This is a genomic window from Variovorax sp. Sphag1AA (genome assembly GCF_014192575.1).
Lineage (GTDB): Bacteria > Pseudomonadota > Gammaproteobacteria > Burkholderiales > Burkholderiaceae_C > Variovorax.
In genome coordinates this window covers 519,624-544,687 of record NZ_JACHYC010000004.1, presented here as the reverse complement: position 1 = coordinate 544,687, position 25,064 = coordinate 519,624, and the positions used below count along the sequence as shown (strand labels likewise).

General features: G+C 66.1%; 22 protein-coding genes. 16 read left to right on the top strand and 6 right to left on the bottom strand.

Annotated elements, in window-relative coordinates; genetic code table 11:
• Nucleotides 1-45: 45 nt before the first annotated feature.
• The 13 genes from FHW64_RS18610 (at nt 46) to FHW64_RS18550 (ending at nt 13,205) form a co-directional block, all read left to right on the top strand.
• On the top strand, nt 46-1,203 hold the full coding sequence (locus FHW64_RS18610) for an ABC transporter substrate-binding protein (protein ID WP_184528837.1): 1,158 nt from the start codon (nt 46-48) through the stop codon (nt 1,201-1,203).
• Between the two features lie 2 nt (nt 1,204-1,205).
• Nucleotides 1,206-2,345: an ABC transporter substrate-binding protein gene (locus FHW64_RS18605; RefSeq protein WP_221210369.1), complete on the top strand. Its 1,140-nt coding sequence runs from the start codon at nt 1,206-1,208 to the stop codon at nt 2,343-2,345.
• 26 nt (nt 2,346-2,371) lie between these two features.
• Nucleotides 2,372-3,697, top strand: a complete 1,326-nt coding sequence (locus tag FHW64_RS18600; RefSeq protein ID WP_184528835.1) for an aromatic ring-hydroxylating dioxygenase subunit alpha — start codon at nt 2,372-2,374, stop codon at nt 3,695-3,697.
• The gene (locus FHW64_RS18595) at nt 3,694-4,164 is read left to right on the top strand and encodes an aromatic-ring-hydroxylating dioxygenase subunit beta (RefSeq protein WP_184528833.1); all 471 of its coding nucleotides are present in this window, start codon (nt 3,694-3,696) and stop codon (nt 4,162-4,164) included. The genes FHW64_RS18600 and FHW64_RS18595 overlap by 4 nt, the downstream gene beginning before the upstream one ends.
• Before the next feature lie 40 nt (nt 4,165-4,204).
• Entirely contained in the window at nt 4,205-5,362 is a 1,158-nt protein-coding gene (locus FHW64_RS18590; RefSeq protein WP_184528831.1) for an ABC transporter substrate-binding protein, read from the top strand.
• 55 nt (nt 5,363-5,417) lie between these two features.
• Nucleotides 5,418-6,473, top strand: a complete 1,056-nt coding sequence (locus FHW64_RS18585; protein WP_184528829.1) for a branched-chain amino acid ABC transporter permease — start codon at nt 5,418-5,420, stop codon at nt 6,471-6,473.
• 146 nt (nt 6,474-6,619) lie between these two features.
• Complete coding sequence (locus FHW64_RS18580; protein WP_260305596.1) at nt 6,620-8,335, top strand: branched-chain amino acid ABC transporter ATP-binding protein/permease; 1,716 nt, start codon at nt 6,620-6,622, stop codon at nt 8,333-8,335.
• Entirely contained in the window at nt 8,332-9,063 is a 732-nt protein-coding gene (locus FHW64_RS18575; protein ID WP_184528825.1) for an ABC transporter ATP-binding protein, read from the top strand. The genes FHW64_RS18580 and FHW64_RS18575 overlap by 4 nt, the downstream gene beginning before the upstream one ends.
• Nucleotides 9,053-10,645, top strand: coding sequence for an ATP-dependent acyl-CoA ligase (locus FHW64_RS18570; RefSeq protein ID WP_184528823.1), 1,593 nt, complete (start codon nt 9,053-9,055; stop codon nt 10,643-10,645). Before FHW64_RS18575 ends, FHW64_RS18570 begins: the two co-directional genes overlap by 11 nt.
• A 4-nt stretch (nt 10,646-10,649) precedes the next feature.
• Nucleotides 10,650-11,399, top strand: coding sequence for an SDR family NAD(P)-dependent oxidoreductase (locus FHW64_RS18565; protein WP_184528821.1), 750 nt, complete (start codon nt 10,650-10,652; stop codon nt 11,397-11,399).
• 68 nt (nt 11,400-11,467) lie between these two features.
• Complete coding sequence (locus FHW64_RS18560; RefSeq protein WP_184528819.1) at nt 11,468-12,244, top strand: SDR family NAD(P)-dependent oxidoreductase; 777 nt, start codon at nt 11,468-11,470, stop codon at nt 12,242-12,244.
• Nucleotides 12,241-12,780 carry a MarR family winged helix-turn-helix transcriptional regulator gene (locus tag FHW64_RS18555; protein WP_093160925.1) on the top strand — a complete coding sequence of 180 codons (540 nt, stop codon included), beginning with the start codon at nt 12,241-12,243 and terminating at the stop codon, nt 12,778-12,780. Before FHW64_RS18560 ends, FHW64_RS18555 begins: the two co-directional genes overlap by 4 nt.
• A complete protein-coding gene (locus tag FHW64_RS18550) occupies nt 12,777-13,205 on the top strand; it encodes a thioesterase family protein (RefSeq protein WP_184528817.1) in 429 nt (142 codons plus the stop codon). Before FHW64_RS18555 ends, FHW64_RS18550 begins: the two co-directional genes overlap by 4 nt.
• A 2-nt stretch (nt 13,206-13,207) precedes the next feature.
• Here FHW64_RS18550 and FHW64_RS18545 read toward each other — a convergent pair whose 3' ends face one another.
• On the bottom strand, nt 13,208-14,233 hold the full coding sequence (locus FHW64_RS18545; protein ID WP_184528815.1) for a carbon-nitrogen hydrolase family protein: 1,026 nt from the start codon (nt 14,231-14,233) through the stop codon (nt 13,208-13,210).
• 155 nt (nt 14,234-14,388) lie between these two features.
• Between FHW64_RS18545 and FHW64_RS18540 the strand changes: the two genes are divergently transcribed.
• Nucleotides 14,389-15,348 carry a helix-turn-helix domain-containing protein gene (locus FHW64_RS18540; protein ID WP_184528813.1) on the top strand — a complete coding sequence of 320 codons (960 nt, stop codon included), beginning with the start codon at nt 14,389-14,391 and terminating at the stop codon, nt 15,346-15,348.
• A gap of 78 nt (nt 15,349-15,426) precedes the next feature.
• A complete protein-coding gene (locus tag FHW64_RS18535; protein WP_184528811.1) occupies nt 15,427-16,905 on the top strand; it encodes a DUF2252 domain-containing protein in 1,479 nt (492 codons plus the stop codon).
• On the opposite strand, the gene FHW64_RS18530 is transcribed toward FHW64_RS18535, so the two are convergent.
• Nucleotides 16,887-17,612 carry a DUF899 family protein gene (locus tag FHW64_RS18530; RefSeq protein WP_184528810.1) on the bottom strand — a complete coding sequence of 242 codons (726 nt, stop codon included), beginning with the start codon at nt 17,610-17,612 and terminating at the stop codon, nt 16,887-16,889. The two genes, FHW64_RS18535 and FHW64_RS18530, sit on opposite strands and share 19 nt — an antisense overlap.
• A gap of 483 nt (nt 17,613-18,095) precedes the next feature.
• Between FHW64_RS18530 and FHW64_RS18525 the strand changes: the two genes are divergently transcribed.
• Nucleotides 18,096-18,974, top strand: a complete 879-nt coding sequence (locus FHW64_RS18525) for a hypothetical protein (protein WP_184528808.1) — start codon at nt 18,096-18,098, stop codon at nt 18,972-18,974.
• A 26-nt stretch (nt 18,975-19,000) separates the two neighbouring features.
• Here FHW64_RS18525 and FHW64_RS18520 read toward each other — a convergent pair whose 3' ends face one another.
• Genes FHW64_RS18520 through FHW64_RS18505 form a run of 4 tightly spaced genes read right to left on the bottom strand, consistent with a single transcriptional unit; the run spans nt 19,001 to nt 25,056 of the window.
• Nucleotides 19,001-20,224, bottom strand: a complete 1,224-nt coding sequence (locus FHW64_RS18520) for a CaiB/BaiF CoA-transferase family protein (RefSeq protein WP_184528806.1) — start codon at nt 20,222-20,224, stop codon at nt 19,001-19,003.
• 5 nt (nt 20,225-20,229) lie between these two features.
• Nucleotides 20,230-21,216 carry a tripartite tricarboxylate transporter substrate binding protein gene (locus tag FHW64_RS18515; RefSeq protein ID WP_184528804.1) on the bottom strand — a complete coding sequence of 329 codons (987 nt, stop codon included), beginning with the start codon at nt 21,214-21,216 and terminating at the stop codon, nt 20,230-20,232.
• Between the two features lie 25 nt (nt 21,217-21,241).
• On the bottom strand, nt 21,242-23,044 hold the full coding sequence (locus tag FHW64_RS18510) for an acyclic terpene utilization AtuA family protein (protein ID WP_184528802.1): 1,803 nt from the start codon (nt 23,042-23,044) through the stop codon (nt 21,242-21,244).
• Entirely contained in the window at nt 23,041-25,056 is a 2,016-nt protein-coding gene (locus FHW64_RS18505; RefSeq protein WP_184528800.1) for a biotin carboxylase N-terminal domain-containing protein, read from the bottom strand. The genes FHW64_RS18510 and FHW64_RS18505 overlap by 4 nt, the downstream gene beginning before the upstream one ends.
• Nucleotides 25,057-25,064 lie beyond the last annotated feature (8 nt).

Genomic DNA, 25,064 nt, shown 5'->3' with positions numbered 1-25,064 from the left:
GCGTGAGTCCTGCTTAACCCCATCGGAATTCCAAGGAGCCCCTGCATGAAAGTTCTGACTCGTCTCTTTACGATGGCCGGCGTTGCCGCTGCCGTCAGCGTTCTCACCGCCGCGAATGCGTTGGCAGCCGATCTCAAGGTCGGCTTCATCACATCGCTCTCGGGGCCGGTGTCGTCGCTCGGCATTCCCTACGACAAGGGCATGAAGGCCGCCATTGCCTACAAGTCGGAACTCAATGGCAAGAAGATCCAGGTCGTCTCGCTCGACGATGCGTCGGACCCGAGCACCGCCGCACGTAACGCCCGCAAGCTGATCGACGAAGACAAGGTCGACGTCATCATCGGCACCGCAGGCTCGCCGGGCGCTCTTGCGATCGCCGCCGTCGCGCGCGAAACGAAGACCCCGCTGATCTCCATCGCCAACGCCAACCTGCCGGGCGAAGACGGCGCATGGATGGTCACGCTGCCGCAGCCCGCCCCGCTGATGGTCAGCGCGGTGGTCGAGCGCATGAAGGCGTCGGGCGTGAAGACGGTCGGCTACATCGGCTTTTCCGACGCATGGGGCGACCTGGTCTATGACGCGCTGCAGAAGAGCGCCGAGCCCGCGGGCATCAAGGTCGTTTCGAACGAGCGCTATGCGCGCGCCGATGCATCCGTCACCGGCCAGGTGCTGAAGATCGTGGCGTTGCGTCCCGACGCGGTCATCACCGGCACCTCGGGCACGCCGGGCGCGCTGCCTTACCTCGCACTGCAGGAGCGCGGCTACAAGGGTCAGATCTACGGCACGCACGCTTTGATCAACCCCGACTTCGTGCGCGTGGGTGGTCCGGCGGTCGAAGGTCTTCTCGCACCGACCGGCCCAGTGATCGTTGCCGAGCAGCTGCCCGAGAGCAACCCGATCAAGAAGGTCTCGATGGACTTCCGCAATGCCTACCAGAAGGCGAACGGTGCGGCGCCGACGGATGCTTTCTCGGCGTACTCGTTCGACGCATGGCTGCTGTACCTCGATGCCGCCTCGCGCACCAAGGGCGAGCCGGGCACGCCGGCCTATCGCGTTGCACTGCGCGACTCAATCGTCAACACCAAGGAGTTGGTCGGCACGCACAGCGTCTACAACTTCAAGCCCGACAACCGCTATGGCTCGGATGAGCGCTCCCGCGTCATCGTGAAGCTCGAAAAAGGTCAATGGAAGCTGGTCCCCTGAACATGAAACTCACTCGAATCCTCGGCCTCACGGCCATCGCTTTCGCCGCCACGCAGGCCTTCGCTGCGGACCTCAAGGTCGGCTTCATCAGCTCGCTGTCGGGCCCCGTCTCGGCTTTGGGCATTCCCTATGAAAAGGGCATCCGCGCCGCCATCGCCGAGCATCCGGTGCTCGCCGGCCACAAGGTCGAATTGATCGTGCTGGACGACGCTTCCGATCCGACGACGGCTGGCCGCAATGCGCGCAAGCTGGTCACGGAAGACAAGGTGGATGTGCTGATCGGCACCTCCGGCGTGCCGGGCGCAATGGCGATTGCCGCCGTTGCGCGCGAGCTGAATACGCCGCTGATCTCGCCCACGCCCGTGACGATCCCCGGCCCGGAAGGCGCATGGACCGTGACGGTTTCGCAGCCCTTCCCGCTGATGGTCTCCGCTGTGGTCGACAAGATGAAGCAGTCCGGCGTGAAGACGGTCGCCTTCATCGGCTTCTCCGACGCGCTGGGTGATTTGGCCTACGACTCGCTGGTGAAGAGCGCCGATGCTGCTGGCATCAAGATCGTCGCCAACGAGCGCTATGCGCGCAGCGATTCATCCGTGGCCGGCCAGGTGCTGAAGATCATCTCGGCGCGGCCCGATGCGGTGTTCGCCGGCAACTCCGGCACGCCGGGCGCGCTGCCTTACCTCGCGCTGGCGGATCGTGGCTACAAGGGCAAGATCTACGGCACGCACGGTCTGATCAACGCAGACTTCGTTCGCGTGGGCGGTGCCTCGATCGAAGGCCTGGAAGTGCCGAGTGGCCCGGTGCTGGTGGCGGACCAGTTGCCCGACAGCAACCCGATCAAGAAGGTGTCGATGAATTTCCGCGACGCCTACAAGAAGGCCAACGGCGCGCTGCCGAACGATGCTTTCTCGTCGTACACCTATGACGCCTACCTGCTGCTGGCCGATGCGGCATCGCGCGTGAAGGGCGAACCCGGCACGCCGCAATACCGCACCGCGCTGCGCGATGCGATCGTGAGCACCAAGGAGTTGGTCGGCACGCATGGCATCTACAACTTCAAGCCCGACGACCGCTACGGCTCCGACAAGCGTGCCGTCGTGATCGTGAAGAGCGAGAAGGGTCAGTGGAAGCTGGTCCCCTGAAGCTGACCTAACCCAGCAGGCCCGTGATGAGCAGCTACCGAAACCAGCCCGAAGCGATCCGTGCACTGGTGCAGGACGACCGCGTGCATCGCGACGTCTACCTGAGCGATGAACTCTTCGCGCTGGAGCAGGAGCGCTTCTTCGCCAACACCTGGCTGTATGTCGGCCACACCAGCCAGGTGCCGAACGCGGGCGACTTCTACTCGCTCGATCTCGCGGGCCGGCCGGTGATGATGGTCCGGCAGGGCGATGGCAGCGTGCGCGTTCTCTACAACCGCTGCGCGCACAAGGGCGCGCGGCTGGTGTCTGACGAATGCGGCAACACCGGCAAGTTCTTCCGCTGCCCGTATCACGCGTGGACCTACAAGCTTGACGGCGCACCGCTCGCGATCCCGCTCAAGAGTGGATACGAAGGCACGCGCCTCAAGGAATGCGAATCGGGACGCGGCGTGAGCGAGCTGAAGCACGTCGCGGTCTATCGCGACTTCGTCTTCGCGCGCATCGCCGACGAAGGCCCGGAGTTCGGCGAGTACTTCGGCGAAGTGCTCGGCGCGATCGACAACATGGTCGACCGCTCGCCGGAAGGCAAGCTCACCGCGTCCGGTGGCGTGATGCGCAACATCATCCATTGCAACTGGAAGATGTATCTGGAGAACATCAACGACACGGTGCATCCGATGTCGACGCATGAATCGGCCACGCAGGCCGCCGATGCACTCTGGCAGGGCCGCGCGGCCGATGAACCGAAGCCGATGGCGATGGAGCAGATCCTGCCCTTCGGTTCCGGCTACGACTTCTTCGACAAGATGGGCGGCCGGGTGTTCGCCAACGGGCACAGCGTGCTCGGGGTCAACTTCAGCATCCATTCGAACTACGCGCAGTTGCCCGACTACGAAGCGGCGATGCGTGAAGCCCATGGCGACGAACGCGCCATGGAGATCCTCCAGCGCTCGCCGCAGAACTCGGTATTCTTCCCGAGCCTCTCGGTGAAGGGCTCGCCGCAGGCAATCCGTGTGATTCGCCCGCTCTCGGCCAACCGAACGCTGATCGAGGCCTGGGCCTTCCGCGCCGCAGGTGCGCCGGACCTGCTCTTCGAACGTGCGATGAGCTACAACCGCCTCGTCTTCTCGCCGATGTCGATCGTGGCGCACGACGATGTGCACCTCTTCGAAAGCATCCAGGTTGGCCTGCACGCCGAAGGCAACGAGTGGGTGAGTCTGCATCGCAACTTCGATGCGGACGAACTGTCGGAATCGTCGATCACCACCAACGGCACCAACGAGCTGCTCATGCGCAACCAGTTCCGCGCATGGGCGAAGTTCATGACCGCGGGCATGGAGTCGAATCAATGACCGATCCGCGCGACTTCATCGCCGAAGAAGCGGCGTTGCTCGATGCGGGCCGCTTCGACGACTGGCTCGCGCTGTTCGCCGAAGATGGGCGCTACTGGGTCCCGCTGCTCGGCGCGGCACAGGCCGATCCGCAATCGCACAACTCCATCGCCTACGAAGACCGCTTGCTGCTGCAACTGCGCATTGACCGGCTCAAGAACCCGCGCGCGCATTCGCAGCATCCGGCGAGCCATTGCCAGCATGTGCTGCAACGCTCGATCGTCGAGCGCGAAGACGCTGCGACAGGCGAGGTCGACCTGCGCACTCCCTTCATCTATGCCGAGGCGCGAGGCGAAGAGCAGGTGATGCTCGCCGGCACCTATCGGCATCGCCTCGTTCGCGACGCGGCCGGCTGGTCCATCCGCCTGAAGCGCGTCGATCTGCTCAATGCCGCGCGCGCGTTGCCGGCCATCCAGTTGTTCATCTGAGCAAGTCGCTCATCCATTTCCACCCACCAGGAGTCACGACATGAAGAGCTTGATGCAGACCTTGACGCGCACCGCGCTTGCCGCCGCGCTGGGCACCGGCCTTGCGATGACGGCGTTCGCGGCCGATCTCAAGGTCGGCCTGAGCGTTTCGCTTTCCGGCCCGAACTCGTCGCTCGGCGTGCCGTATGCCAAGGGCATGCAGGCGGCGCTGGCGTACAAGCCGGAAGTCAACGGCCGCAAGATCCAGCTCATCGTGCTCGACGACGGCTCCGACCCGACGACCGCAGGCCGCAATGCGCGCAAGCTCGTGGAAGAGGACAAGGTCGACGTGCTGATGGGTACGTCCGGTGTGCCCGCCGCGATCGCAATGGCGCAGGTCGGCCGCGATGCGAAGGTGCCGATGATCGGCCTCACGCCGATCCAGCTCGACCCGGCCGAGAACCCGTGGGTCTTCACCGTCGCGCAGCCGACGCAGCTCATGATCGATGCGGTCGTGCAGCGCATGAAGAAGGATGGCGTGAAGTCGGTGGGCTACATCGGCTTTTCCGATGCGTGGGGCGACCTTGTCTACAACGCGCTGATGAAGTCAGCGCCCGAGGCCGGCATCAAGGTGCTGGGCAACGAACGCTATGCGCGCGCCGATGCATCGGTCACCGGCCAGATCCTCAAGCTGCTCGCGATGAAGCCCGATGCAGTGATGACCGGCGGCGCCGGTACGCCGGGTGCGCTGCCGTTCCTGGCGCTCAACGAACGCGGCTTCAAGGGCCCGGTGTATGGCCAGCACGGCCTGATCAACCCCGACTTCGTGCGCGTCGTCGGCGCGGCAGGGCAGGGCGCGCTGATGCCCACCGGTCCGGTGATCGTCGCCGAGCAGCTTCCCGCCGAGTACCCGACCAAGAAGATCGCGATGGACTTCCGCGCCATCTTCCAGAAGGTCAACAACGCGCCGACCAGCGATGCCTTCTCGGCCTATTCGTTCGACGGCTGGCTGGTGTTCACAGACGCCGCTGCGCGTGCCAAGGGCGAGCCGGGCACGCCGGAGTTCCGCCTGTCGCTGCGTGATGCGATCGCGAGCACGAAGGAAGTCGTCGGCACGCACGGCGTCTACAACTTCAAGCCCGGCAACCTCTACGGCGTCGACGAACGCGCTCGCGTGATCGTGAAGCTGGACAACGGCCAATGGAAATTGGCGCCCTGACCAACGCCTGAAGGCAGCGGTCTATACGAACACCACCACTTAGAGGACTCTTTCAATGACATGGGACGTGGCGCTCATCCTGGGCATCGACGGGCTCGCCAATGGCGCGGTCTATCTGCTCGCGGGGCTGGGGCTGGTACTGATCTTTTCCGTCACGCGGGTGGTGTTCGTGCCGTTCGGCGATATCGCTGCCTTCGCGGCGCTGACGCTGGCGGCTTTTGAAACCAACCGCCTGCCGCCCACCATCGGCCTGGTTGCTGTGCTGGCCTTGATTGCAACGCTGACTGAAATCGGCAGCCTTATCCGCAAGGGTGAAGCCGCCGCGATTCCGAAGGCGGTCCTCGCCTGGGGTGTGCTTCCGCTGGTGCCCTGCGCGCTGGCCTGGGCCGCATCGCGCGCCGGTGCGCCGGCCGCGGTGAACATCGCCGTGACGGTGCTGCTCGTGGTGCCGATCGCGCCGCTGCTGGCGCGGATCGTGTTCCAGCCGATCGCGGATGCCTCGGTGCTGGTGCTGCTGATCGTCTCGCTGGCGCTGCACTTCCTGCTGTCGGGCCTCGGCCTGCTGTTCTTCGGGCCGGAGGGCTCGCGTACCCAGCCGCTGGCAAGCGGCACCATCCCCCTCGGCGAGGGGTTCACCGTGAGTGGCCAGATCGTACTCATGGTCGCCTCGGCCATCGTGCTGAGCGGCCTGTTCTTCCTGGTGTTCGAACGCACAGTGGCCGGCAAGGCACTGCGCGCGACCGCGGTCAACCGCGTCGGCGCACGGCTGGTCGGCATCCGGCCAGCGCGCACCGCGCTGCTGGCCTATGGCAGTGCATCGTTGCTGGCAGGGCTCATCGGCGTGCTGATCGCGCCGGTGACCACCATGTACTACGACTCGGGTTTCATCATCGGCCTGAAGGCCTTCGTGGCCGCGATCATCGGCGGGCTCGTGAGCTACCCGATGACGGCGGTCGGCGCGCTCGCGGTGGGCGTCGTCGAAAGCTTCGCGTCGTTCTGGAGCGGCGCGTTGAAGGACGTGATCGTGTTCAGCTTGCTGATACCGGTGCTGATGCTGAGGTCGTTCCTCAGCGTGCACTCCGAAGAGGAAGAAGACGAGGTGGAGCAATGAGCCAGACCATCGGAAGACAGGACGAGGCGGCGCTCGCACTCGGCGCGAAGGCTGCCGTGTCGCACGCCTCGGCGGCCAAGGGCGGCGGCTTGAACTCGCGCCGCCTCTGGATCGGCGTGCTGATCGTCGCGCTGGCGCTTGCGCCGATGGTGGCGGGCAACTTCACCGTCTCATTGCTCAACGACATCGGCATCGGTGCGCTGGTCGCACTCGGCCTCGTGCTGCTCACAGGCATCGGTGGTGCGACTTCGTTCGGGCAGGCGGCCTTCGTCGGCATCGCAGCCTATGCAACCGCGTGGCTGACCACGACGCAGGGCATGTCGCCGTGGATCGGCCTCGTGTTCGCGCTCGCGCTGACCGGTATTTCTGCACTCGCTATCGGCCTGCTGACGCTCCGGCTCGGCGGGCACTTCCTGCCGCTGTCCACCATTGCATGGGGGCTGTCGATCGCGATGCTGTTCGGCAACGTCGATGCGCTGGGCCGCCACACCGGCTTGTCGAACATTCCGCCGCTCACGATCGCCGGCTTCTCACTGGCGGATCCGCGCTCGATCTACTACCTGATCTGGGTGATCGTCGGCCTGGCCTTCCTCTTCAGCAACAACCTGCTGCAGTCGCGCCCCGGTCGCGCGATCCGCAGCCTGCGCGGCGGCTCGATCCTGCTGGCAAGTGTGGGCGAGGATGCCTACCGCGTGCGGCTCTCGCTGTTCGTCACGGCGGCGCTCTACGCGGGCCTCGCGGGCTGGCTCTATGCGCACATGAACCGCTTCGTGAGCCCGTCGCCCTTCGACGTGCGCGCGAGCATCGAATACCTGCTGATGGCGGTTGCGGGGGGCCTTGGCCAACTCGCTGGCGCGCTGGTGGGCGCCGGCATCGTGCTGGTGATGAAGAACGTCTTGCAGGACGTGCTGCCGCTGCTGACGCAGCGCGCCGGGCAGCTCGAAGCCGTGGCGTTCGCGACGCTGTTCATTCTGCTGCTGCACTTTGCGCGCGGTGGCGTGATGGGTTTCGTTCGGCGCTTCACACGCGGACGCTTTGCCGCGCCGACGCGCGAGGCCTCTGGCCCGGTCGAGCCGCTGCCGCATCGCACGCTGCCTGCTCGCGGCACGCCGATCCTTTCCGTGAACGGCGCGGTCAAGCGCTTCGGTGGCCTCGTCGCGGTCAACGAAGTGAGCTTCGACGTCAATGCCGGCGAGATCCTCGGCCTGATCGGGCCGAACGGCGCGGGCAAGTCGACCATGTTCAACCTGCTGACCTGCACGCTGCCGATGACGGCGGGGCAGGTGCGCTTCCTCGGCCACGACATCGCGGGCATGCCGCAGCGCAAGGTCGCGCGCCTCGGTCTTGCGCGCACCTTCCAGCACGTCAAGCTGCGTCCGTACATGACGCTGCTCGACAACGTCGCGCTCGGCGCGCATTCGCGGACGCGTTCGGGGCTGCTCAAGGCGGGCCTGCGGCTGGATCGCACGGAAGAGCAGCAGATCCTCCAGGAAGCCCAACGTCAGCTCGATCGCATCGGTCTCGGCGATCGCGCGCACGAGCTCGCGGGCAGCCTGCCGCTGGGCACCCAGCGCATTCTTGAAATCGCGCGTGCACTCGCGGCCGACCCGGTGCTGCTGGTGCTCGACGAACCCGCGGCCGGCCTGCGCCGCAAGGAAAAGATGGCGCTCGGCGACTTGCTGCGCAAGCTGCGCGAGGAAGGCGTGACCATCCTCATCGTCGAACACGACATGGACTTCGTGATGAAACTGGTGGATCGGTTGGTGGTGATGAACTTCGGCTCCAAGCTCGTGGAAGGCGTGCCCGCTGCGGTGCGCGCGGATGAGCGTGTGCAGGCGGCCTACCTCGGGAGCGTCGTATGACCGCAATGCTGGAAATTGGCGACCTGCATGTTTCCTACGGGCAGGTCGATGCCGTGCGCGGCGTATCGCTCAAGCTCGACAAAGGCCAGATCATCTCGGTCATCGGCCCCAATGGCGCGGGCAAGACCACGCTGCTTGCAGCTGCCATGGGCCTGCTGTCGTGCAAGGGCGTGCTTCGCTTCGAGGGTGAGGACCTGCATGGTCTCGACGTCGAAGCGCGCGTGGAGCGGGGCCTGTGCCTCGTGCCCGAGAAGCGCGAACTGTTCGGCGAACTCACCGTGCTCGACAACCTGCAGCTTGGTGCGTATTCCAGGCGCTTGAGCAGTGAGGCCATGAAGCGCCGCCTGCAGTTCGTCTACGACCGCTTCCCGCGCCTGGCCGAACGGCGCTCGCAGCGGTCCGACACGCTCTCAGGTGGCGAGCGCCAGATGCTCGCAGTCGGTCGCGCGCTGATGTCCGAGCCGCGTCTCCTCATGCTCGACGAGCCCAGCCTGGGCCTCGCGCCGTTGATCGTGCGCGACATCCTCACCATCGTGCGCAAGTTGCGCGACGACGGCGTCTCGATCCTGCTGGTGGAGCAGAACGCGCGCGCCGCGCTCGAAAGCTCCGATCACGGCTACGTGCTCGAAACCGGCGAGATCGCACTCTCCGGCCCCTCGGCGCAACTGGAAAGCGACCCGCGCGTGCAGGCCACCTACCTGGGTGGAGGCACCCACGATGACGACTGAACCCCGCGCGCTGCCACCGGCGCAGCGCACGCTCCCCGCCATGCTGCAGCGGCAGACCGCGCTTTTCGCGGGTCGTCGGCTGTTGAAGATTGCGGGGCGCGAGTGGTCGCATGAAGATGCCGCGACCGCCGCTTCGACGCGAGCCGGAGCGCTCATGCAGGCCGGCGTTGCGCGCGGCGACCGCGTCGCGCTGATGTGCGGCAATCGCATCGAGTTCCTCGAAGTATTTCTCGGCGCGGGATGGATGGGCGCCGCGACGGTGCCGATCAACACCGCATCGATGGGACAGCAGATCGAATACTTCCTCGCCAACAGCGAGGCGAAGCTGCTGGTCATCGAAGCCGAATTCCTCGAACGGCTGAACACTGCCGATCTCGCGCGCACCCAACTGCGCGAAGTCTGGGTGATTGGCGATGCGCCTGCGGACTGGCAGCCACCTTCGACGGTTCGCGTCTCACGCTATCCAGAGGCTTCCGAAGCGGCTCCCCCGGCAGATGTGAAGCCTGGCGATCCGATCGCGATCCTCTACACCTCCGGCACCACCGGCCCCGCGAAGGGCGTGATGTGCCCGCATGCGCAGTACTTCTGGTGGGGCGTCAACAGCGCCGAAGTGCTCGGCGTCGGCCGCGAGGACGTGCTGTGCACCACGCTGCCGCTCTTTCACATCAACGCGCTCAACACCTTCGCGCAGGCGGCGGTGACCGGCTGCGAAGTGGTGTTCGAATCGCGCTTCTCCGCCTCCGGCTTCTGGCCTTCGATGCGCGCGAGCGGCGCCACGGTCGTCTATCTGCTCGGTGCAATGGTGCCGATCCTGCTCGCGCAGCCAGAGAACGGCGGCGAGCGCGATCACCGCGTCCGCATCGGCCTCGGGCCCGGCGTGCCTGCGGCTGCGGGCAAGGCCTTCTTCGAGCGCACCGGCGTGAAGCTGCTCGAAGGCTACGGCTCCACCGAAACCAACTTCGTGATCGCGACCGCTCCCGATTCGCCGCGCGGCGGCGTGATGGGATGGGCGCGCCAGGGCTTCCAGGCGCGCGTCGCGGATGACGACGATGTCGAAGTCGCTCCAGGCGAGGCGGGCGAACTGCTGCTTCGCGCGGACGAGCCCTATGCCTTCGCGAGCGGCTACTTCAACATGCCCGAAAAGACCATCGAGGCGTGGCGAAACCTGTGGTTCCACACCGGCGACCGCGTGATCCGCGAGGCCGATGGCGCCTTCCGCTTCGTCGATCGCATCAAGGACGCGATCCGTCGGCGCGGCGAGAACATCTCGTCGTTCGAAGTCGAGCAGGTGCTGCTGAGCCACCCATCGGTGGCATCGTGCGCGGTCTATCCAGTGAGTTCCGAACTTGCGGAAGACGAAGTGATGGCTGCTCTCGTGGCCCGCGTCGACTGCCGCATCGATTTCACCGAACTTGCGAGCTTCTGCGAGGCACGGCTGCCGTACTTCGCGGTGCCGCGCTACATCGATCTGCTGGACGATCTGCCGCGCACCGAGAACGGCAAGGTCCAGAAGTACAAGCTTCGCGAGCGCGGCGTCAGCGAATCCACCTGGGACCGGCGGCCCGCCGGGCGTGGCAGGTAAGGCGATGTTCTCGCTGACCGGTCAGGCTGCTTTCGTGACGGGCGCGGGCCGGGGCCTTGGCGAAGCCATCGCGCGTGGGCTGTCCGAGGCGGGCGCGCGCATCGTGCTGGCCGATATCGACGGAGACGCGGCGCACGCGGTCGCCACGGCGATGCAGTCCGAAGGCCGCGAATGCATCGCGATGCCGCTCGACGTTCGAGACGAAGCCGCGTTCGCGCGATGCTTCGATGCGGCCGTGCAGCGCTTCGGTGCGATCGACGTGATGGTGAACAACGCCGCGCTCACCCCGTCGACTTCGCTGTGGGACATCGGCGCCGACGAGTGGGACGACGTGATGGCGATCAACCTGCGCGGCAGCTTCTTCGGCTGCCGCATTGCCGGCCGCCACATGCGGGAGCGCAAGTCGGGGCGGATCGTGAATCTGTCCTCCATGGCTGGCCAGCAGGCGAGTACGGCTACCGGCGTGCACTATGCGGCCTCGAAGGCGGCTTTGTTGGCCTTGACGCGCTCCTTCGCACAGGAGCTGGCGCCAAGCGGCGTCACGGTCAACGCCATCGCGCCGGCCGCCATCCGCAGCCCGGTGCTCGACGCGATGGACGAATCGCGCCAGCGCGCATTGCAGGCCACGATTCCGCTGCGCCGCTTCGGCGAGGGGCGCGAGGTTGCGGCGGCGGTGGTCTATCTGGCGTCGGAAGCGGGTGCCTTCACGACCGGCGCGACGCTCGATCTCAACGGCGGGCGCTTCATGCGCTGAAGTGTTTGAACCCGCTCCAGAGCCCCAAGCAGTAGAATTGATTTAGTTGTCAATCTTTTAGGTACGCCATGAACACTGCCCTCCAAGGTCGTCACGCCGTCGTCACCGGAGCCGCACGCGGCATCGGTGCGGAGATCGCGAGAACGCTCGCCGCTGAAGGTGCGCGCGTCAGCCTCATCGGACGCGATCGCGCCGCCCTGGAGAAGGTGCAGAAGGAACTGGCAGGCAGCGGCCACGCGGTCGCCGCCGCCGATGTGAGTGACGAAGCCTCGGTGCGCGCCGCCTTCGAAGCGCTTCGCGCTGCGTCGGGTCCGGTCGCCATCCTCGTCAACAACGCCGGGCAGGCCGAGAGCGCGCCCTTCCTCAAGACTTCCATTGACCTCTGGCAGCGCATGCTGGCGGTCAATCTCACCGGCAGCTTTCTTTGCGCACAGGCTGCGCTGCCCGACATGCTGGACGCGGGCTGGGGCCGCATCGTCAACATCGCGAGCACCGCGGGGCAGAAGGGCTACGCCTATGTGTCGGCCTATACGGCGGCCAAGCATGGCGTGATCGGACTCACACGCTCGCTCGCACTCGAAGTGGCTCGCAAGGGCATCACCGTCAATGCCGTGTGTCCGGGCTATACGGAGACCGACATCCTGCGCAACAGCGTCGCCAACGTGGTCGGCAAGACCGGTCGCAGCGAAGCCGACGCACTGGCGGAATTCGCCGCCGTCAATCCGCAGCGCCGCATCGTGCAGCCGGCTGAGGTGGCCGATGCGGTGCGCTGGCTGTGCGGAGAGGGCGCGGCCTCGATGAATGGACAATCGATCTCCGTTTCGGGAGGAGAAGTCACACCATGATCGACAGCACAAACGACCCATCGCACGCAGCGCTCAGCGACGCGGAAGAACTCGGCCACGAAGCCCGCGCGCGTCACGACGACCATGCGGTGCTCAAGCTCTGGCTGCGCATGCTCGCGAGCACCACGCAGATCGAGGCCGAGATCCGCAAGCGCCTGCGCGAGCGTTTCGACATCACGCTGGCGCGCTTCGACTACATGGCGCAGCTCTATCGCTACCGCGAGGGCCTGAAGATGCGCGTGCTCTCGCGCTACCTGATGGTGACCGGCGGCAATGTCACCGGCCTCACAGACGAACTGGAGCGCGAAGGCTTCGTCTCGCGCACACCGAGTCCCGACGACCGCCGTGCGTGGATCGTGAGCCTCACCGCCAAGGGCCGCCGCAGCTTCGAGGCCATGGCCAAGGAACACGAGCAGTGGATCTTGGAGATGTTCTCGGGCCTCGACACGAAGACCGTGCGCCAGCTCTATGCGCAGCTCGGCCAACTGCGAGTGCATGTGATGCGTAACGAGCCCTCGGCCGAGGAGAACGCGTGACCGAGTCGATTGGCGCCGAGTTTCGTCGCGAACGGCTGATCCGCTTCTCCGACTGCGACCCGGCGGGCATCGTCTTCTATCCGCAGTACTTCGTGATGTTCAACGGCCTCGTAGAGGACTGGGTCAACGACGGGCTCGGCATCGGCTACCGCAAGCTCATCGTCGAGCAGCGCATCGGCCTGCCCACAGTGCGGCTCGAAGCGGACTTCCGCTCCGTGAGCCGCATGGGCGACAACGTGATCCTTGGTTTGAACGTCGAACAGCTCGGCACGCGCTCGATCACGCTCGGCCTGCATTGCTTCGACGGGGAGGGCGAAACCCGTATGCGGATGAAGCAGGTGCTGGTCACCACGTCTCTCGAAACCCATCGGGCGATCGAGATTCCCGCGCACCTGCGTGCGGCCATCGAACGCAGTGCAGCCTAGGCCTAGGCGCTCGCAGCTGCTTCCGTCTTGGGCGCAACCTCGAAGCCCGCCGGCTCGACCTCTGCACTCCGCTGAACCACCACCGGCTCACGCCGCGTCTTGTTGAACAGCAGCCGCGTCACATCCGGCCGCGAATAGTGCCCCGCCGGATCGCCCGCCGCCTTGGCGAGCGAGATCATCCCGAGATCGATGTCCGCCACCACCAGCCCTTCCTGGTCCTCCGCCAGATTGGTGCCCAGCGGCGAACCATCTGGCCCGTAGATGCGCGCGAAGCCGCCGCCCACCAGCAGCATCTGCTGCTTGCCCGGATCGGTGCACAGCATCTCGTGCATGGCCTTCGACACCGTGGCGCAGGGCGCGATCACGAAGCACTGGCCCTCGGCCGCATACACCTGGCTCGCCGCGTTGTTGACTTCGGCCCCGAGCGCATACGCGCCACCGCGATAGAGCGAGAAGCTCGGCCACGCCGCGCAGTGGATCTGCTCGTTCTGCGAATACATCGCGTACTTGCTGAGCGGCTGCAGATGCTCCCAGCAAGAGAGTGAACCGATGTTGCCGATCGATGTCTCGATCACGGCGAGGTCCGATCCGTCGCCTTCGCCGAACACGGTGCGCTCCACATGCGTCGGCTTGAGCTTGCGCCGCGTCTGCTGCACGTTGCCCTGGTCGTCGATCAGCGCCTGCGCGATGTAGAGGCTGCCCGCGGCCTTCTCGCTGAAGCCGAGCGACACCCACATGCGGTGCTTGCGGGCGGCCTCGCGGATACGGTCGAACTCGGGCGACCCGATGACCAGCGAGTTGTCGTGATAGCGCTGCACGTACTGCATGCCCCACGCCGGCGAATCCAGCCAAATCCACCACGGATAGCCCGGCGCCCAGGTTTCCGGAAAGGCGATGAGTTGCACCTTGTCACGCGCGGCCTGCGCGATCAGGTCGATCGTCTTGTCGATCGTGCCGTCGAGGTCGAGGAACACGGGCGCAGCCTGCACGGCGGCGACGCGAAGGCGGGGATGGGTCTTGCTGGACATGGATCGAACTCCGGGTGGGTTGAAAGAGCGACTCTCCGGGTTAGCGCTGTGGCATGCCCGTTGCTTGAAGCGTAAGTTCGCGGCCTGCGCCGGCCTTGTCCCGGACACGCAGCGTTCTTGATCCTGCGTTGCAACCGCCCCCTGAAGGAGCTCCGATGAACCGGCTGCTCAGCACCGAAGTCGTTTCCCGCGACCAGCGCCTTGCCTACTGGACGGACATGATCTGCAATGTCTACGTCCAGCTTGGCTGCGACCCGGTTGCCGACGGGCGCGGCGACTTCGAAGGCAGCATCCGCCAGCACACGCTGCCCAGCCTCGACGTCTCGGTGGTCACGTCCGGGCCGCAGAAAGTCATGCGCACGCCGGGCCACATCGCGCGTTCGTCGGACGACTACTTCCTCGTGAGCATCCAGGCGCGCGGGCAGGGCGTGGTGCGGCAGGACGGGCGCGATGCAGTGCTCTCCGTGGGCGACTTCGCGCTCTACGACAGCACGCGGCCCTATCAACTGCTGTTCGACGATTCGTTCGAGCAGATCGTGCTCAAGCTGCCCGGCGAGCGCCTGCGCAGCGAGTTGCGCGATACCGAGGCGCTGACGGCCACCACCGTATCGGGCCGCGAGGGCGCGGGCCATCTGATGCTCAGCATGATCCGCACGCTGCGCGAAGACATCGACACACTGCAGCCGGCTTCCGCACTGGCAGTGGCCAATGGCGTGCTCAACATCCTCGTCGCGGGCTTGCAGACGCTGCCTGCGGCGCAGTCGCCGTCGCTCAGCAACCTGACCGCCTTCCATCTCGCGCGCATCAAGCGCTGCATCGATGCGCGCCTGGACGACCCCGCGCTATCGGTCGGCCTGCTGGCGGGGGACCTGGGCATGTCCGCAAGCCAGATCCACCGCGTGTTCCGGAGCGAGCCGCTGACGCTCTCGCAATACATCTGGGACCGCCGGCTCGAAGCCTGCAGCCGCGATCTGCTCGATCCGCGCGAGGCAGGGCGCACGGTCGGCGAGATCGCCTACGGCCGCGGTTTCAGCGACGCGGCCCACTTCAGTCGCGCCTTCAGGGAGCGGTTCGGGCGCTCGCCGCGCGACTGGCGGATGGGGCGGCACCACTGACGGCCTCAAAACGAAGTGCTCCTCAATGTGGCATGGACGAAGCAGAATGTTCGCCATCCCAACATCACGGAGCGAGGAATGGCGCGAAACAACGGGATCTCGGCGATCGGCCCCATCACCGTGCAGGCCGATGAGCTGACGCGGGCTTTCACGGCCAAAAGGCCCGGCGTCGAAGAGCGCATGGCCGCCGGCAAGGCGTTGCGAGAGCGCATTCCCCGAACCAGTCACGCGGACTTCGAGCGCCCGCCCGGCGTCGACCCCGTGGACATCCTGCGCCAGCAAGCCGTCACGCGCATTCCGGACCTGATCCCGGTGCGCCATGCGCGCATGATGCAGTCCCCGTTCGCCTTCCTGCGCGGGTCGGCCGCCGTGATGGCGGCAGACCTCGCGCCGAGCCGGACGACCGGTCTCGAAGTGCAGGCCTGCGGCGACATGCACGTCGCGAATTTCGGGGTGTTCGCATCGGCGGAACGGCAGCTCGTCTTCGCGATCAACGATTTCGACGAGACCCGGCACGGCCCCTGGGAGTGGGACATCAAGCGCCTCGCGGCCAGCGCCTATGTGGCGGCCCACCATCTCGGCGGCAGCATTGCCGACAGCGAAGCGGCCGCGAACCGGGCCGCGTCGAGCTACCGCCAGCGCATGCGGCGCTATGCCGGCATGGGCACGCTGGAGGTCTGGTACGACACCATCGACAGCAACCGGCTGATCGAATCCCTCCCAACCTCGTTTCATACAGCTGCGTCCGCAGTGCTGGAGAAGGCACGCAAGCGCACGCACATGCAGGTGCTCGACAAGATGACTGACCTCGTGGACGAGCGGCATCGCATCGTCGAGCAGCACCCGTTCATCGTGCGATCGAAGGTCACCTCCACAGGCAGGCCGGTGCGCGAGGCGCTCGGCCATTGCCTCGTTGCCTACCTCGAGTCGCTTGCGCCCGACCGCCGGCTGCTGCTGTCGCGCTACCGCGTCATCGACGTGGCACAGAAGGTGGTCGGCGTAGGCAGCGTCGGTACGCGCTGCTGGGTGGTGCTGCTGCAGGGCAGGGACGAGGACGACCCGCTCTTCCTGCAGATGAAGGAGGCGCAGCCTTCCGTGCTCGCCGCGTATCTGCCCATGCGTGGCGACGAGCCGCGCAATCAGGGCCAGCGCGTGGTCATGGGCCAGCGGCTCATCCAGGGTTCGCCGGACATCTTTCTCGGCTGGGGGCACATCGACGGCGTGGACTTCTATATCCGCCAGCTGCGGGACATGAAAGGCGGGATCGACCTGGAACCCGGCGAGACCACGACCGCGGGCTTCATCGAATACTGCGGCCTCTGCGGTTGGGCGCTCGCGCTCGCGCACGCCAAGTCAGGCGATGCCGCGCTGATCGGTGGCTATCTTGGCAAGTCGGATGTCTTCGACGATGCGATGGTGCGCTTTGCCGCTGCCTATGCCGAGCAGACCCGGCATGACTACAACACCTTCGCTGCCGCGGCGCGCGAGGGCGTCATCGAAGTGGCCGCGCTGGACCGGCTCGCCGCGCAGGGGCAGGCTCAGGCTGCAGCCGGGTAGTCGAGCGAGGGATACCAATCCTTTGGACGCCCGGCCGGCGTGTGGTCGAGGATGTTCCAGATCGGCATCAGGTCCGGCGCGCCGCGCGGGTCCTGACCCGGGTCGGCGGTCTGCATGTTCATCTCGTCGCCCCAGAAGTGGCGGATCACGTTGCCTTCTCGGTGAAAGACATTGAACGCCGGCATGTCTTCATTCGCATCGGGATCTTCGAACGCATAGAGCTGGTTGAAGTTGGTGCCCTGCGACGAATACAGCGGCAGATGTCGCCAGCCGCGTTCCTTCGCAAAGGCAAGCATCTTCGTCACCGGTGACCGCGCGATCACTGCGAAGGCCACGCGCTGCAGGATGTCCGGCATCTCGCCATCGAACGCACTGAGGAGCGAGGTGCACATCGGGCACGACCGCTCGCGCTGCGGGCCGAACATCCAGTTGTAGGTCACCAGGGTGTCGTGCCTGCCGAACAGCGATGACAGGCTGGCCGGGCCGTGCGCGCCCTGGAACACATAGTCTTCCGGTACCACGCCGCCGGGCGGCAGCTTGCGGCGGAGCGCCGCCACGTATTCGATCTGGCGGCGCAGTTCGATCTCTTCGGCCAGCAGCGCGGTGCGCGCTTCGCGATAGGCGCTGCTTTCGCCGGGGAAGTGGCGGTTGCTGCTGCGCGCGAGATCCGTCGCGCTCGGGAGTTCGGGTGAGGCGGGCATGTGCATCTCCGATGGCTGGTCCAGATGATTGCCCGCTCCGGGAGCCGTCGCAATTGCCATTCGTCGATGCCCGGTTTGAGGCGTATCCATGTAAATGAACACTTTTGGTTGCAACACAATGCAACATCAAGTATCTTTGCCGCCGCTCGAAGAGCTCGCCGTTGAGGGACGGCGAAACATCAAAAATATCGAGGATTCAAAAATGAGGGGTCTGACTCTACGAGTCGCCGCGATCGTTCTCGCGGCGACTGTGACTGCGTGCGGCGGCGGTGTGGAGGAGGGGGAGGATTCATTCCGACTTCCTCGAGCAGCGCAACCACGACAACTGCGCCAGCAGCAGCGGCGCCAACACCAGCTGCATCGAACACGCCTGCCAGCGGCAGTCAAACGCCAGCTCAGGACCCCGGTCCCGAGCCCCAGCCGACAGTCGATCCCGACACGAATACGGCAACAAACTTTGCGCCGAACTCCATCCTTCTCGAAAGCGATGTGGGTGACTTCGTCGGCAAAGGGCTGTCTTACGAGTACACGCGCGCCAACTCCAACATCAACGTCACGGTGACGGGCAATCGCTTCAGTCTTGTCGTCGTCGGCGACAAGACATGGTCCGGCGACTTCCAGATGCCGAGCTCGGCAACCAAGCTGCAGGTCGGCACGTATTCCAATCTGGAGCGCTACCCTTTCCACAACCCGATCTTCGGCGGCCTGAGTTGGTCCGGGGACGGCCGTGGCTGCAACACCCTGAAGGGTTCCTTCACCATCAGCAGCGTGACCTACGTCGGCAACGTCCTGAAGGCGATTGAACTCTCGTTCGAGCAGCACTGCGAAGGCTTTACGCCAGCGCTGCGCGGGCAGATCCACTGGACGGCCTACGACAAGACGACAGCGCCAGGCCCTGTGAACCCGCCGCCCGCCGAACTATGGGCACCGGCTCCAGGGACGACGCCCGCCACCGGAAACTACATCTACCTGGCCAGCGACCGGGGCGACTATGTCGGCGGCGGATCGTCATACCTCTTCACCCCGGACATCGTGCCTATGTCGGCAACCATTACAGGTACCCATCTCTCCGTCAGAGGCGGGTACGGCGTCAACACGTGGGACGGCGACTTCGTCACCATGAACTCGGTGACCAAGCTGGAGCCTGGCTACTACGGCGGACTCAATCGCTATCCATTCAACAACCCCGCAACCGGTGGCCTGAGTTGGTTCGGATGGGGCCGCGGCTGCAACACCCTGCGCGGATGGTTCGTGGTCGACCAGGCGACTTACAGCGGCACCACGCTCAAATCGATCGATCTTCGATTCGAGCAGCACTGCGAGGGATGGACGCCGGCGCTCAGAGGCAAGGTGCACTGGGTCTTCTGAAGCTGGCCCCCTCGGCCCGGGCGGCTTCAGACGACTGACCGGTCCCGCAGCGCCTGCAACTGCCGCTCGTCGATGCCCAGCTCGTCGTGCAGCACGCGCGCGCTGTGCTCACCCAGCATCGGCGAAGCGTGATGCTCCACCGGTGTCTCTGAGAACCGCAGCGGGCTGCGCAGGCTCGGCACCTCCACGCCGCGGCTGTGCGGCAGGTGCAACTCGATCTCGCGATGGCGCGTCTGCGGGTCTTCGAAGACGCCAGCCATGTCGTTGATCGGGCCGCACGGCACGCTCACCGCTTCGAAGGCCGCGAGCAACTCGGCGCGGTGGCGCTTCACCAGCACCGGCGCCAGCACTTCGCGCAGCGCGATGCGGTTGGTCACGCGCAGCGCGTTGGTGCAGAAGCGCTCGTCCTCTACCCATTCCGGATGGCCGAGCACGCGGCACATCGACTGGAACTGCCCGTTGTTGCCCACCGCGAGGATGAGTTGGCCGTCCGCGCAGGTCAGCACTTCGGACGGCGATGCGATCGGGTTCGTGTTGCCCACGCGCGCCGGCACCTTGCCGGTCATCAGGTAGCCGAGCGCGAGGTGCCCGTTCAGCGCCACCGAAGCGTCGAGCATCGCCGCATCCACATGCTGGCCTTCGCCTGTCTCACGTCGGTGATAGAGCGCGCTGACCACGCCGATGGTCGCGTAGAGACCCGTCACCACATCGGTGATTGGGATCGCGGTGCGCATCGCACCCGCGCCAGGCGCGTCTTCGGGCTGCCCGCAGGTGCTCATCACACCGGCGAGCCCCTGCAGGATGAAGTCGTACGCGGGTCGCGCCGCGTAGGGCCCGCTCTGGCCGAAGCCCGTCACCGAGCAATAGATGATGTCGGGCCTGCGCTTGCGGATGCTCGCCTCGTCGAGCCCGTACTTCGCGAGCGAGCCGACCTTGTAGTTCTCCACCACCACGTCGCAGCGCGCCGCGAGATCCTGCGCGAGCCGCGCGCCCTCGGGCGTGGCGATGTCGAGCGTGATCGATTGCTTGCCGCGGTTATAGGCCAGGTAGAGCGCCGAATCGTTGCTGTCGCGACCGGTCTCCGCGTCCGGCAGAAACGGCCCCATGCGCCTCGTGTCGTCGCCTTCGCCGGGCTTCTCGATCTTGTAGACCGTCGCACCCATGTCGGCCAGGATCTGCGTGCACAAGGGCCCCGCGATCACTCGCGTGAGATCGAGAACCTTGATGCCTTCGAGGATGGAAGCAGCCATTGCAATCACTCCAGCCGGATGTCGGCCTTCTTCACCACATCGGCCCAGCGCTTCGCCTCGCTCTGGATGAAGGCGTCGAACTGCTCGGGCGTGCCGCCGACGGGGTCGATGCCGTATTCGATCAGCTTCTCGCGCACGTCGGGCATGTCCAGCACCTTCTGCGTCTCGGCGCTGAGCTTCGCGACGATCTCCTTCGGCGTCTTCGCGGGCGCCAGGAGGCCGATCCAGCTGCCGCCGGTCATGCCGGGGTAGCCGGCTTCGGCCATGGTCGGCACATCGGGCGCGGCGGGCCAGCGCTTGGCGCTCGTCATGGCGAGCGCGTGCAGCTTGCCGGCCTTGACCTGCGGCATCATGGTCTGCACCGAGTCAAAGATCATCGCCACCTGGCCCGCGAACAGATCGGGCAACGCGGGCGCAATGCCCTTGTACGCCACGTGCTGCATCGGCACACCGGTCGTCTGCGAGAAGAGTTCGCCCACCAGATGCGCGCCCGAACCCGCACCGCTCGATGCGAAGTTGGCGGTTTGCGGATTCGCCTTCGCCCAGGCCACGAACTCCTTGAGGTTCTTCGGCGGCAGTTGCGCGCTCGAAACCATCAGCAACGGGATCGCGCCGAACTCGCTCACACCGCGAAGATCCTGCAGCGGCGAATAGGTCATCTTCGGATAGAGGCTCGGGTTGATCGCATGCGCGGCCACCACCACCAGCAGCGTGTAGCCGTCGGGTGTCGAGCGTGCCACGTTGGACGAGCCGATCTGCCCGTTCGCGCCCGCCTGGTTGTCCACGATGATCGTGCCCTTCAGACGCTCGGCGAGCTTCTGCATCACCAGGCGCGTGACCGTGTCGGACACACCGCCCGGCGTGTACGGAACCACCACGCGGATCGGCTTGCTCGGGTAGTTGTCCTGCGCGAAGGCCGCACCCGCGCCAGCCAGCGTCACGGCGGCCGCAGCGACAGCGGAAAGGATCTTGCGGCGATACGTCGATGTCATGTTGTCTCCTGGGTTGTTCGTCATGTCATGAGTGATGCGCGGTCACGAGGCCTTGGTCGACCCAGTGCCGGGGAATGCGAATCGGGTGGTCCAGCAGCATCTGCGCGAAGGACTTTCCGAGCGGGTCCGAACGCAGGCTCGCGACGCCGCCCCCATCGAGCGCGCGATGCAGCACGAAGTTGAATGCGTCGAAGCCGGGGACCTCGAAGCGCTCGACTTCGCCTTTCACGAGATGCGAGAAGTACGCGCGGACCTGCTCAGCGCCGAGTTGTGCGCGCAGCAGCGGCGCGAACTCCGTGCGGCGCGCGATCACGCCGATGTTCTCGTCGTCGCCCTTGTCGCCGCTGCGTGCCCACGCGAGCGCGACGAGTGGCACTTCAATGGCATCGTCGGTGGGCGATGGCGCGAAGGGCAGCTCCGGAAGCGGCTCCGGCGCAATGGCAGGCCCCGATGCCGGCGCGGCAACCGACTTGATCACGCCGCCGAGTTCGACCTGCAATTCCACTTGTTCCTTCTCTACGAGAAACGAGAACACCTTGATCACCGGCTGGATGTCCGACCTTCCGGCAAAGGACGAGCGCGTGCCGGGACCCATCGATGTGCCGGCCGATGCGCACTCTCGCTGGAGGAAGGAAAGCCCCGTCGGATCGGCATGCCGCGCTGCAATGCGCAGCACCACCTCGCGCGTCGGAAGCGCTCGTGCGTTCGCGCCGTAGAGCGCTTCGCAACCCAGCAGCTCGACACAGGTCTGCGAGTAATCGGCCATGCCGCGCTGGTGCAGTTGCGCGCGCGTGCGCTCCAGCAGCGCATCGGCGGTCTTGCGCGCCTTCGCGGGCGCATCGATGCCGCGGATTGCCATCATGAGTTGCAACTGATAGCCGTCGCGCCACGTGCCGTTGGCCTTGTAGGTGGCCGTGGGCGCACGTCCGCGTGCACCGCTCACGCGAACCGCATTGGCGTCGAGTGCTTGGACCTGCACCTGACGGAAATCGCAGGTCACGTCCGGCATGAGGTAGTTCGCGGGATCGCCGACCTCGTAGAGGATCTGCTCCGCCACCGCGCCCGGATGAACCAGCCCGCCAGTGCCCTCGGGCTTGGTCAGCATGAAGCTGCCGTCTTCCGCACAGTCGATCACCGGATAGCCCATGTTGGCCCAGTCCGGCACCTGCTGCCAGTCGGTGAAGAGTCCGCCGGTGGCCTGCGCCCCGCACTCGATCACATGGCCCGCCAGCGTGCCGGCAGCGATGCGGTTCCAGTCGTCCCAGCGCCAGCCGAACTCATGCGCGAGCACGCCGACCACGACCGCGCTGTCGACGCAGCGCCCGGTGATGACGATGTCCGCGCCAAGCGCCAGCGCCTGCGCGATGCCGCGCGCACCGACATAGGCATTGGCGGAATACAACTCCGCCGGTGGTGCCTCGCCGGTGTGCAGGTCGACCACGCCCTGCGAACGCAGTTGCTCGAACTGCGGCATCACGTCGTCGCCAGTCACGATGGCGATGCGCGGAGAAAGACCTTGCTTCTTCGCCGCATCAGACAAGGCATCTCGGCATGCCTGCGGATTGAGGCCGCCGGCATTCGCAATCACGCGCACCCCTTTTTCGCAGATCGCGGCCAGGTTCGGCGCCATCGCCGCGTGCACGAAATCTGTCGCGTAGCCCAGCGCCGGGTCCTTGGCGCGTGCGCGCGCGAGGATCGACATCGTGGTCTCGGCCAGGTAGTCGTAGACCAGGTACTGCATGCCCGGCACTGCGAGCAACTGCGGCGTAGCGATTGCGGAGTCTCCCCAGAAGCCGCTCGCGCCACCGATGCGGATCGTCCGGCTCATGCCTTTGCCTCTTCGATGCGCAGCAGGAGTGCGCCCTTCGACGACTGGCCGCCGGCCTGCACGCAGACCTCCACCACGACGCCTGCGATCGGCGCGGTCAGTGTGTGCTCCATCTTCATTGCTTCAAGGACCACCAGCCGTTGGCCGGCCTGCACCGTGTCGCCTTCGCGCACCGCGACGTCGACGATGCGGCCAGTGAGCGGCGCCGTCACTGCGCCACCGCCACCTTCGGCGACACGGCTCTTGCGTTCACTGACGCGCTCGAAGGTCCATGCGCGACCGGCGTGGAAGAGGTGCACCGCATCGGCCTGCAAGGCGAGCACTGAACGTTCGACCATGCCGTCGCATTCGACGCTGAAAGCGGTTCGGTCGGTATTGCTCCACTCTGCGCCGCGGAGCGCAAACGCGTGCACTGCTTCTTCCTTGTCGAGGCGGCGGACGGTGGCCTGCCACTGCGATGCCTGCGCCAGCAACCGGACCTCCCAACGGGCAGTGCCTTGTGCGAGCACCAGTCGCGCGGGCTGCTGACCCAGCGCCGACCCCGCGATCCGCAGTGCCGAGTCCCGCATCTCAGCCGCCAGTGCGCCGAAGGCGGCGAGGGCGATGGTCCGGGTGCCCGGTGTTGCGCGCTCGTTGATCGCCGCGCCGAACTGCGCCTGCACGAATCCGGTATGCACTTCATTGCCATTGGCAAACACGGCATTCGCAAGGCAGTCGGCGAGAAAGCCCTGGTTGCTGGGCAGGCCCAGAAGCACGCAATGCTCCATGGCCCGCAGCAGCTTGCGCCGCGCTTCGTCGCGCGTCGGTCCATGCGCGACGAGCTTGGCAATCATCGAGTCGTAGTGTGGCGAGACCGCGCCGCCTTCGAGCAGCCCGTGATCCACGCGCACGTCATGGCCGTCGACGGGCGGTCGCCAGCGCAGCACCGGTCCGGTCTGCGGCAGAAAGCCGGCAGGCACGTCTTCGGCCGTCAAACGCACTTCGATCGCATGGCCGTCGAGGCGTACGTCCGATTGCTGGATCGTCAGGGGCTCGCCGGCCGCCACGCGCAGTTGCCACTCGACGAGGTCCAGCCCGGTGATCGCCTCCGTCACCGCATGCTCGACCTGCAGCCGCGTGTTCATCTCCATGAAGTAGAAGCGCCCATCACGATCGAGCAGGAACTCCATCGTGCCTGCACCGATGTAGCCGATCGCCTTCGCGCTCTTGACCGCCGCTTCGCCCATGCGCGCGCGCAGATCGGCATCGACGGCTGGGGAGGGCGCTTCCTCGATCACCTTCTGGTGGCGCCGCTGCACCGAACAATCGCGCTCGCCGAGATGGATCACGTGCCCGTGGCTGTCCGCCAGCACCTGAATCTCGACATGCCGCGGTGCGATCACCGCGCGTTCGAGGATCAGTTCACCGGAGCCGAATGCCACCTCCGCTTCGGAGCGCGCGGACGCCAGTGCCTGCGGCAGTGCGGCAGGCTCGTTCACCAGCCGCATGCCGCGCCCGCCGCCACCCGCAGCGGCCTTCACCATCACCGGAAAGCCGATGTCCGCTGCGGCGTGCACGAAAGCCGCGTCGCTCTGGTCTTCGCCCTGGTAGCCGGGGATGCACGGCATCTCGGCGGCCATCACCAGCCGCTTGGCCTGCGCCTTGTTGCCCATTGCCCGGATGGCCTCGCCCGAAGGGCCGATGAACACCAGGCCGGCTGCATCGACTGCATCCGCGAAGTCCTCGTTCTCGGCCAGGAAGCCGTAGCCGGGATGCACCGCGTCCGCACCGGCACGATGGGCTGCTTCGATGATCGAGGCGATGTTCAGGTACGACTCTCGCGGCGCTGCGCCGCCGATCAGCACCGCGCGGTCGGCGGCGTGTACATGCGGGCTTTCACGATCGGCTTCTGAGTAGACGGCGACGGTGCCGTAGCCCATGCGGCGCACGGTGCGAAGAATGCGGAGCGCGATCTCGCCGCGATTGGCGACGAGCACGGTATGAAAAGGTCGGATCTGTTTTGGGGTGGTCATGAACGGAT

Excerpts from the sequence above, each read along its gene's own strand:
- FHW64_RS18610 (WP_184528837.1), top strand. The coding sequence starts at position 46 with ATGAAAGTTCTGACTCGTCTCTTTACGATGGCCGGCGTTGCCGCTGCC.
- FHW64_RS18605 (WP_221210369.1), top strand. The coding sequence starts at position 1,206 with ATGAAACTCACTCGAATCCTCGGCCTCACGGCCATCGCTTTCGCCGCC.
- FHW64_RS18600 (WP_184528835.1), top strand. The coding sequence starts at position 2,372 with ATGAGCAGCTACCGAAACCAGCCCGAAGCGATCCGTGCACTGGTGCAG.
- FHW64_RS18595 (WP_184528833.1), top strand. The coding sequence starts at position 3,694 with ATGACCGATCCGCGCGACTTCATCGCCGAAGAAGCGGCGTTGCTCGAT.
- FHW64_RS18590 (WP_184528831.1), top strand. The coding sequence starts at position 4,205 with ATGAAGAGCTTGATGCAGACCTTGACGCGCACCGCGCTTGCCGCCGCG.
- FHW64_RS18585 (WP_184528829.1), top strand. The coding sequence starts at position 5,418 with ATGACATGGGACGTGGCGCTCATCCTGGGCATCGACGGGCTCGCCAAT.
- FHW64_RS18580 (WP_260305596.1), top strand. The coding sequence starts at position 6,620 with ATGGTGGCGGGCAACTTCACCGTCTCATTGCTCAACGACATCGGCATC.
- FHW64_RS18575 (WP_184528825.1), top strand. The coding sequence starts at position 8,332 with ATGACCGCAATGCTGGAAATTGGCGACCTGCATGTTTCCTACGGGCAG.
- FHW64_RS18570 (WP_184528823.1), top strand. The coding sequence starts at position 9,053 with ATGACGACTGAACCCCGCGCGCTGCCACCGGCGCAGCGCACGCTCCCC.
- FHW64_RS18565 (WP_184528821.1), top strand. The coding sequence starts at position 10,650 with ATGTTCTCGCTGACCGGTCAGGCTGCTTTCGTGACGGGCGCGGGCCGG.
- FHW64_RS18560 (WP_184528819.1), top strand. The coding sequence starts at position 11,468 with ATGAACACTGCCCTCCAAGGTCGTCACGCCGTCGTCACCGGAGCCGCA.
- FHW64_RS18555 (WP_093160925.1), top strand. The coding sequence starts at position 12,241 with ATGATCGACAGCACAAACGACCCATCGCACGCAGCGCTCAGCGACGCG.
- FHW64_RS18545 (WP_184528815.1), bottom strand. The coding sequence starts at position 14,233 with ATGTCCAGCAAGACCCATCCCCGCCTTCGCGTCGCCGCCGTGCAGGCT.
- FHW64_RS18540 (WP_184528813.1), top strand. The coding sequence starts at position 14,389 with ATGAACCGGCTGCTCAGCACCGAAGTCGTTTCCCGCGACCAGCGCCTT.
- FHW64_RS18535 (WP_184528811.1), top strand. The coding sequence starts at position 15,427 with ATGGCGCGAAACAACGGGATCTCGGCGATCGGCCCCATCACCGTGCAG.
- FHW64_RS18530 (WP_184528810.1), bottom strand. The coding sequence starts at position 17,612 with ATGCACATGCCCGCCTCACCCGAACTCCCGAGCGCGACGGATCTCGCG.
- FHW64_RS18520 (WP_184528806.1), bottom strand. The coding sequence starts at position 20,224 with ATGGCTGCTTCCATCCTCGAAGGCATCAAGGTTCTCGATCTCACGCGA.
- FHW64_RS18515 (WP_184528804.1), bottom strand. The coding sequence starts at position 21,216 with ATGACATCGACGTATCGCCGCAAGATCCTTTCCGCTGTCGCTGCGGCC.
- FHW64_RS18510 (WP_184528802.1), bottom strand. The coding sequence starts at position 23,044 with ATGAGCCGGACGATCCGCATCGGTGGCGCGAGCGGCTTCTGGGGAGAC.
- FHW64_RS18505 (WP_184528800.1), bottom strand. The coding sequence starts at position 25,056 with ATGACCACCCCAAAACAGATCCGACCTTTTCATACCGTGCTCGTCGCC.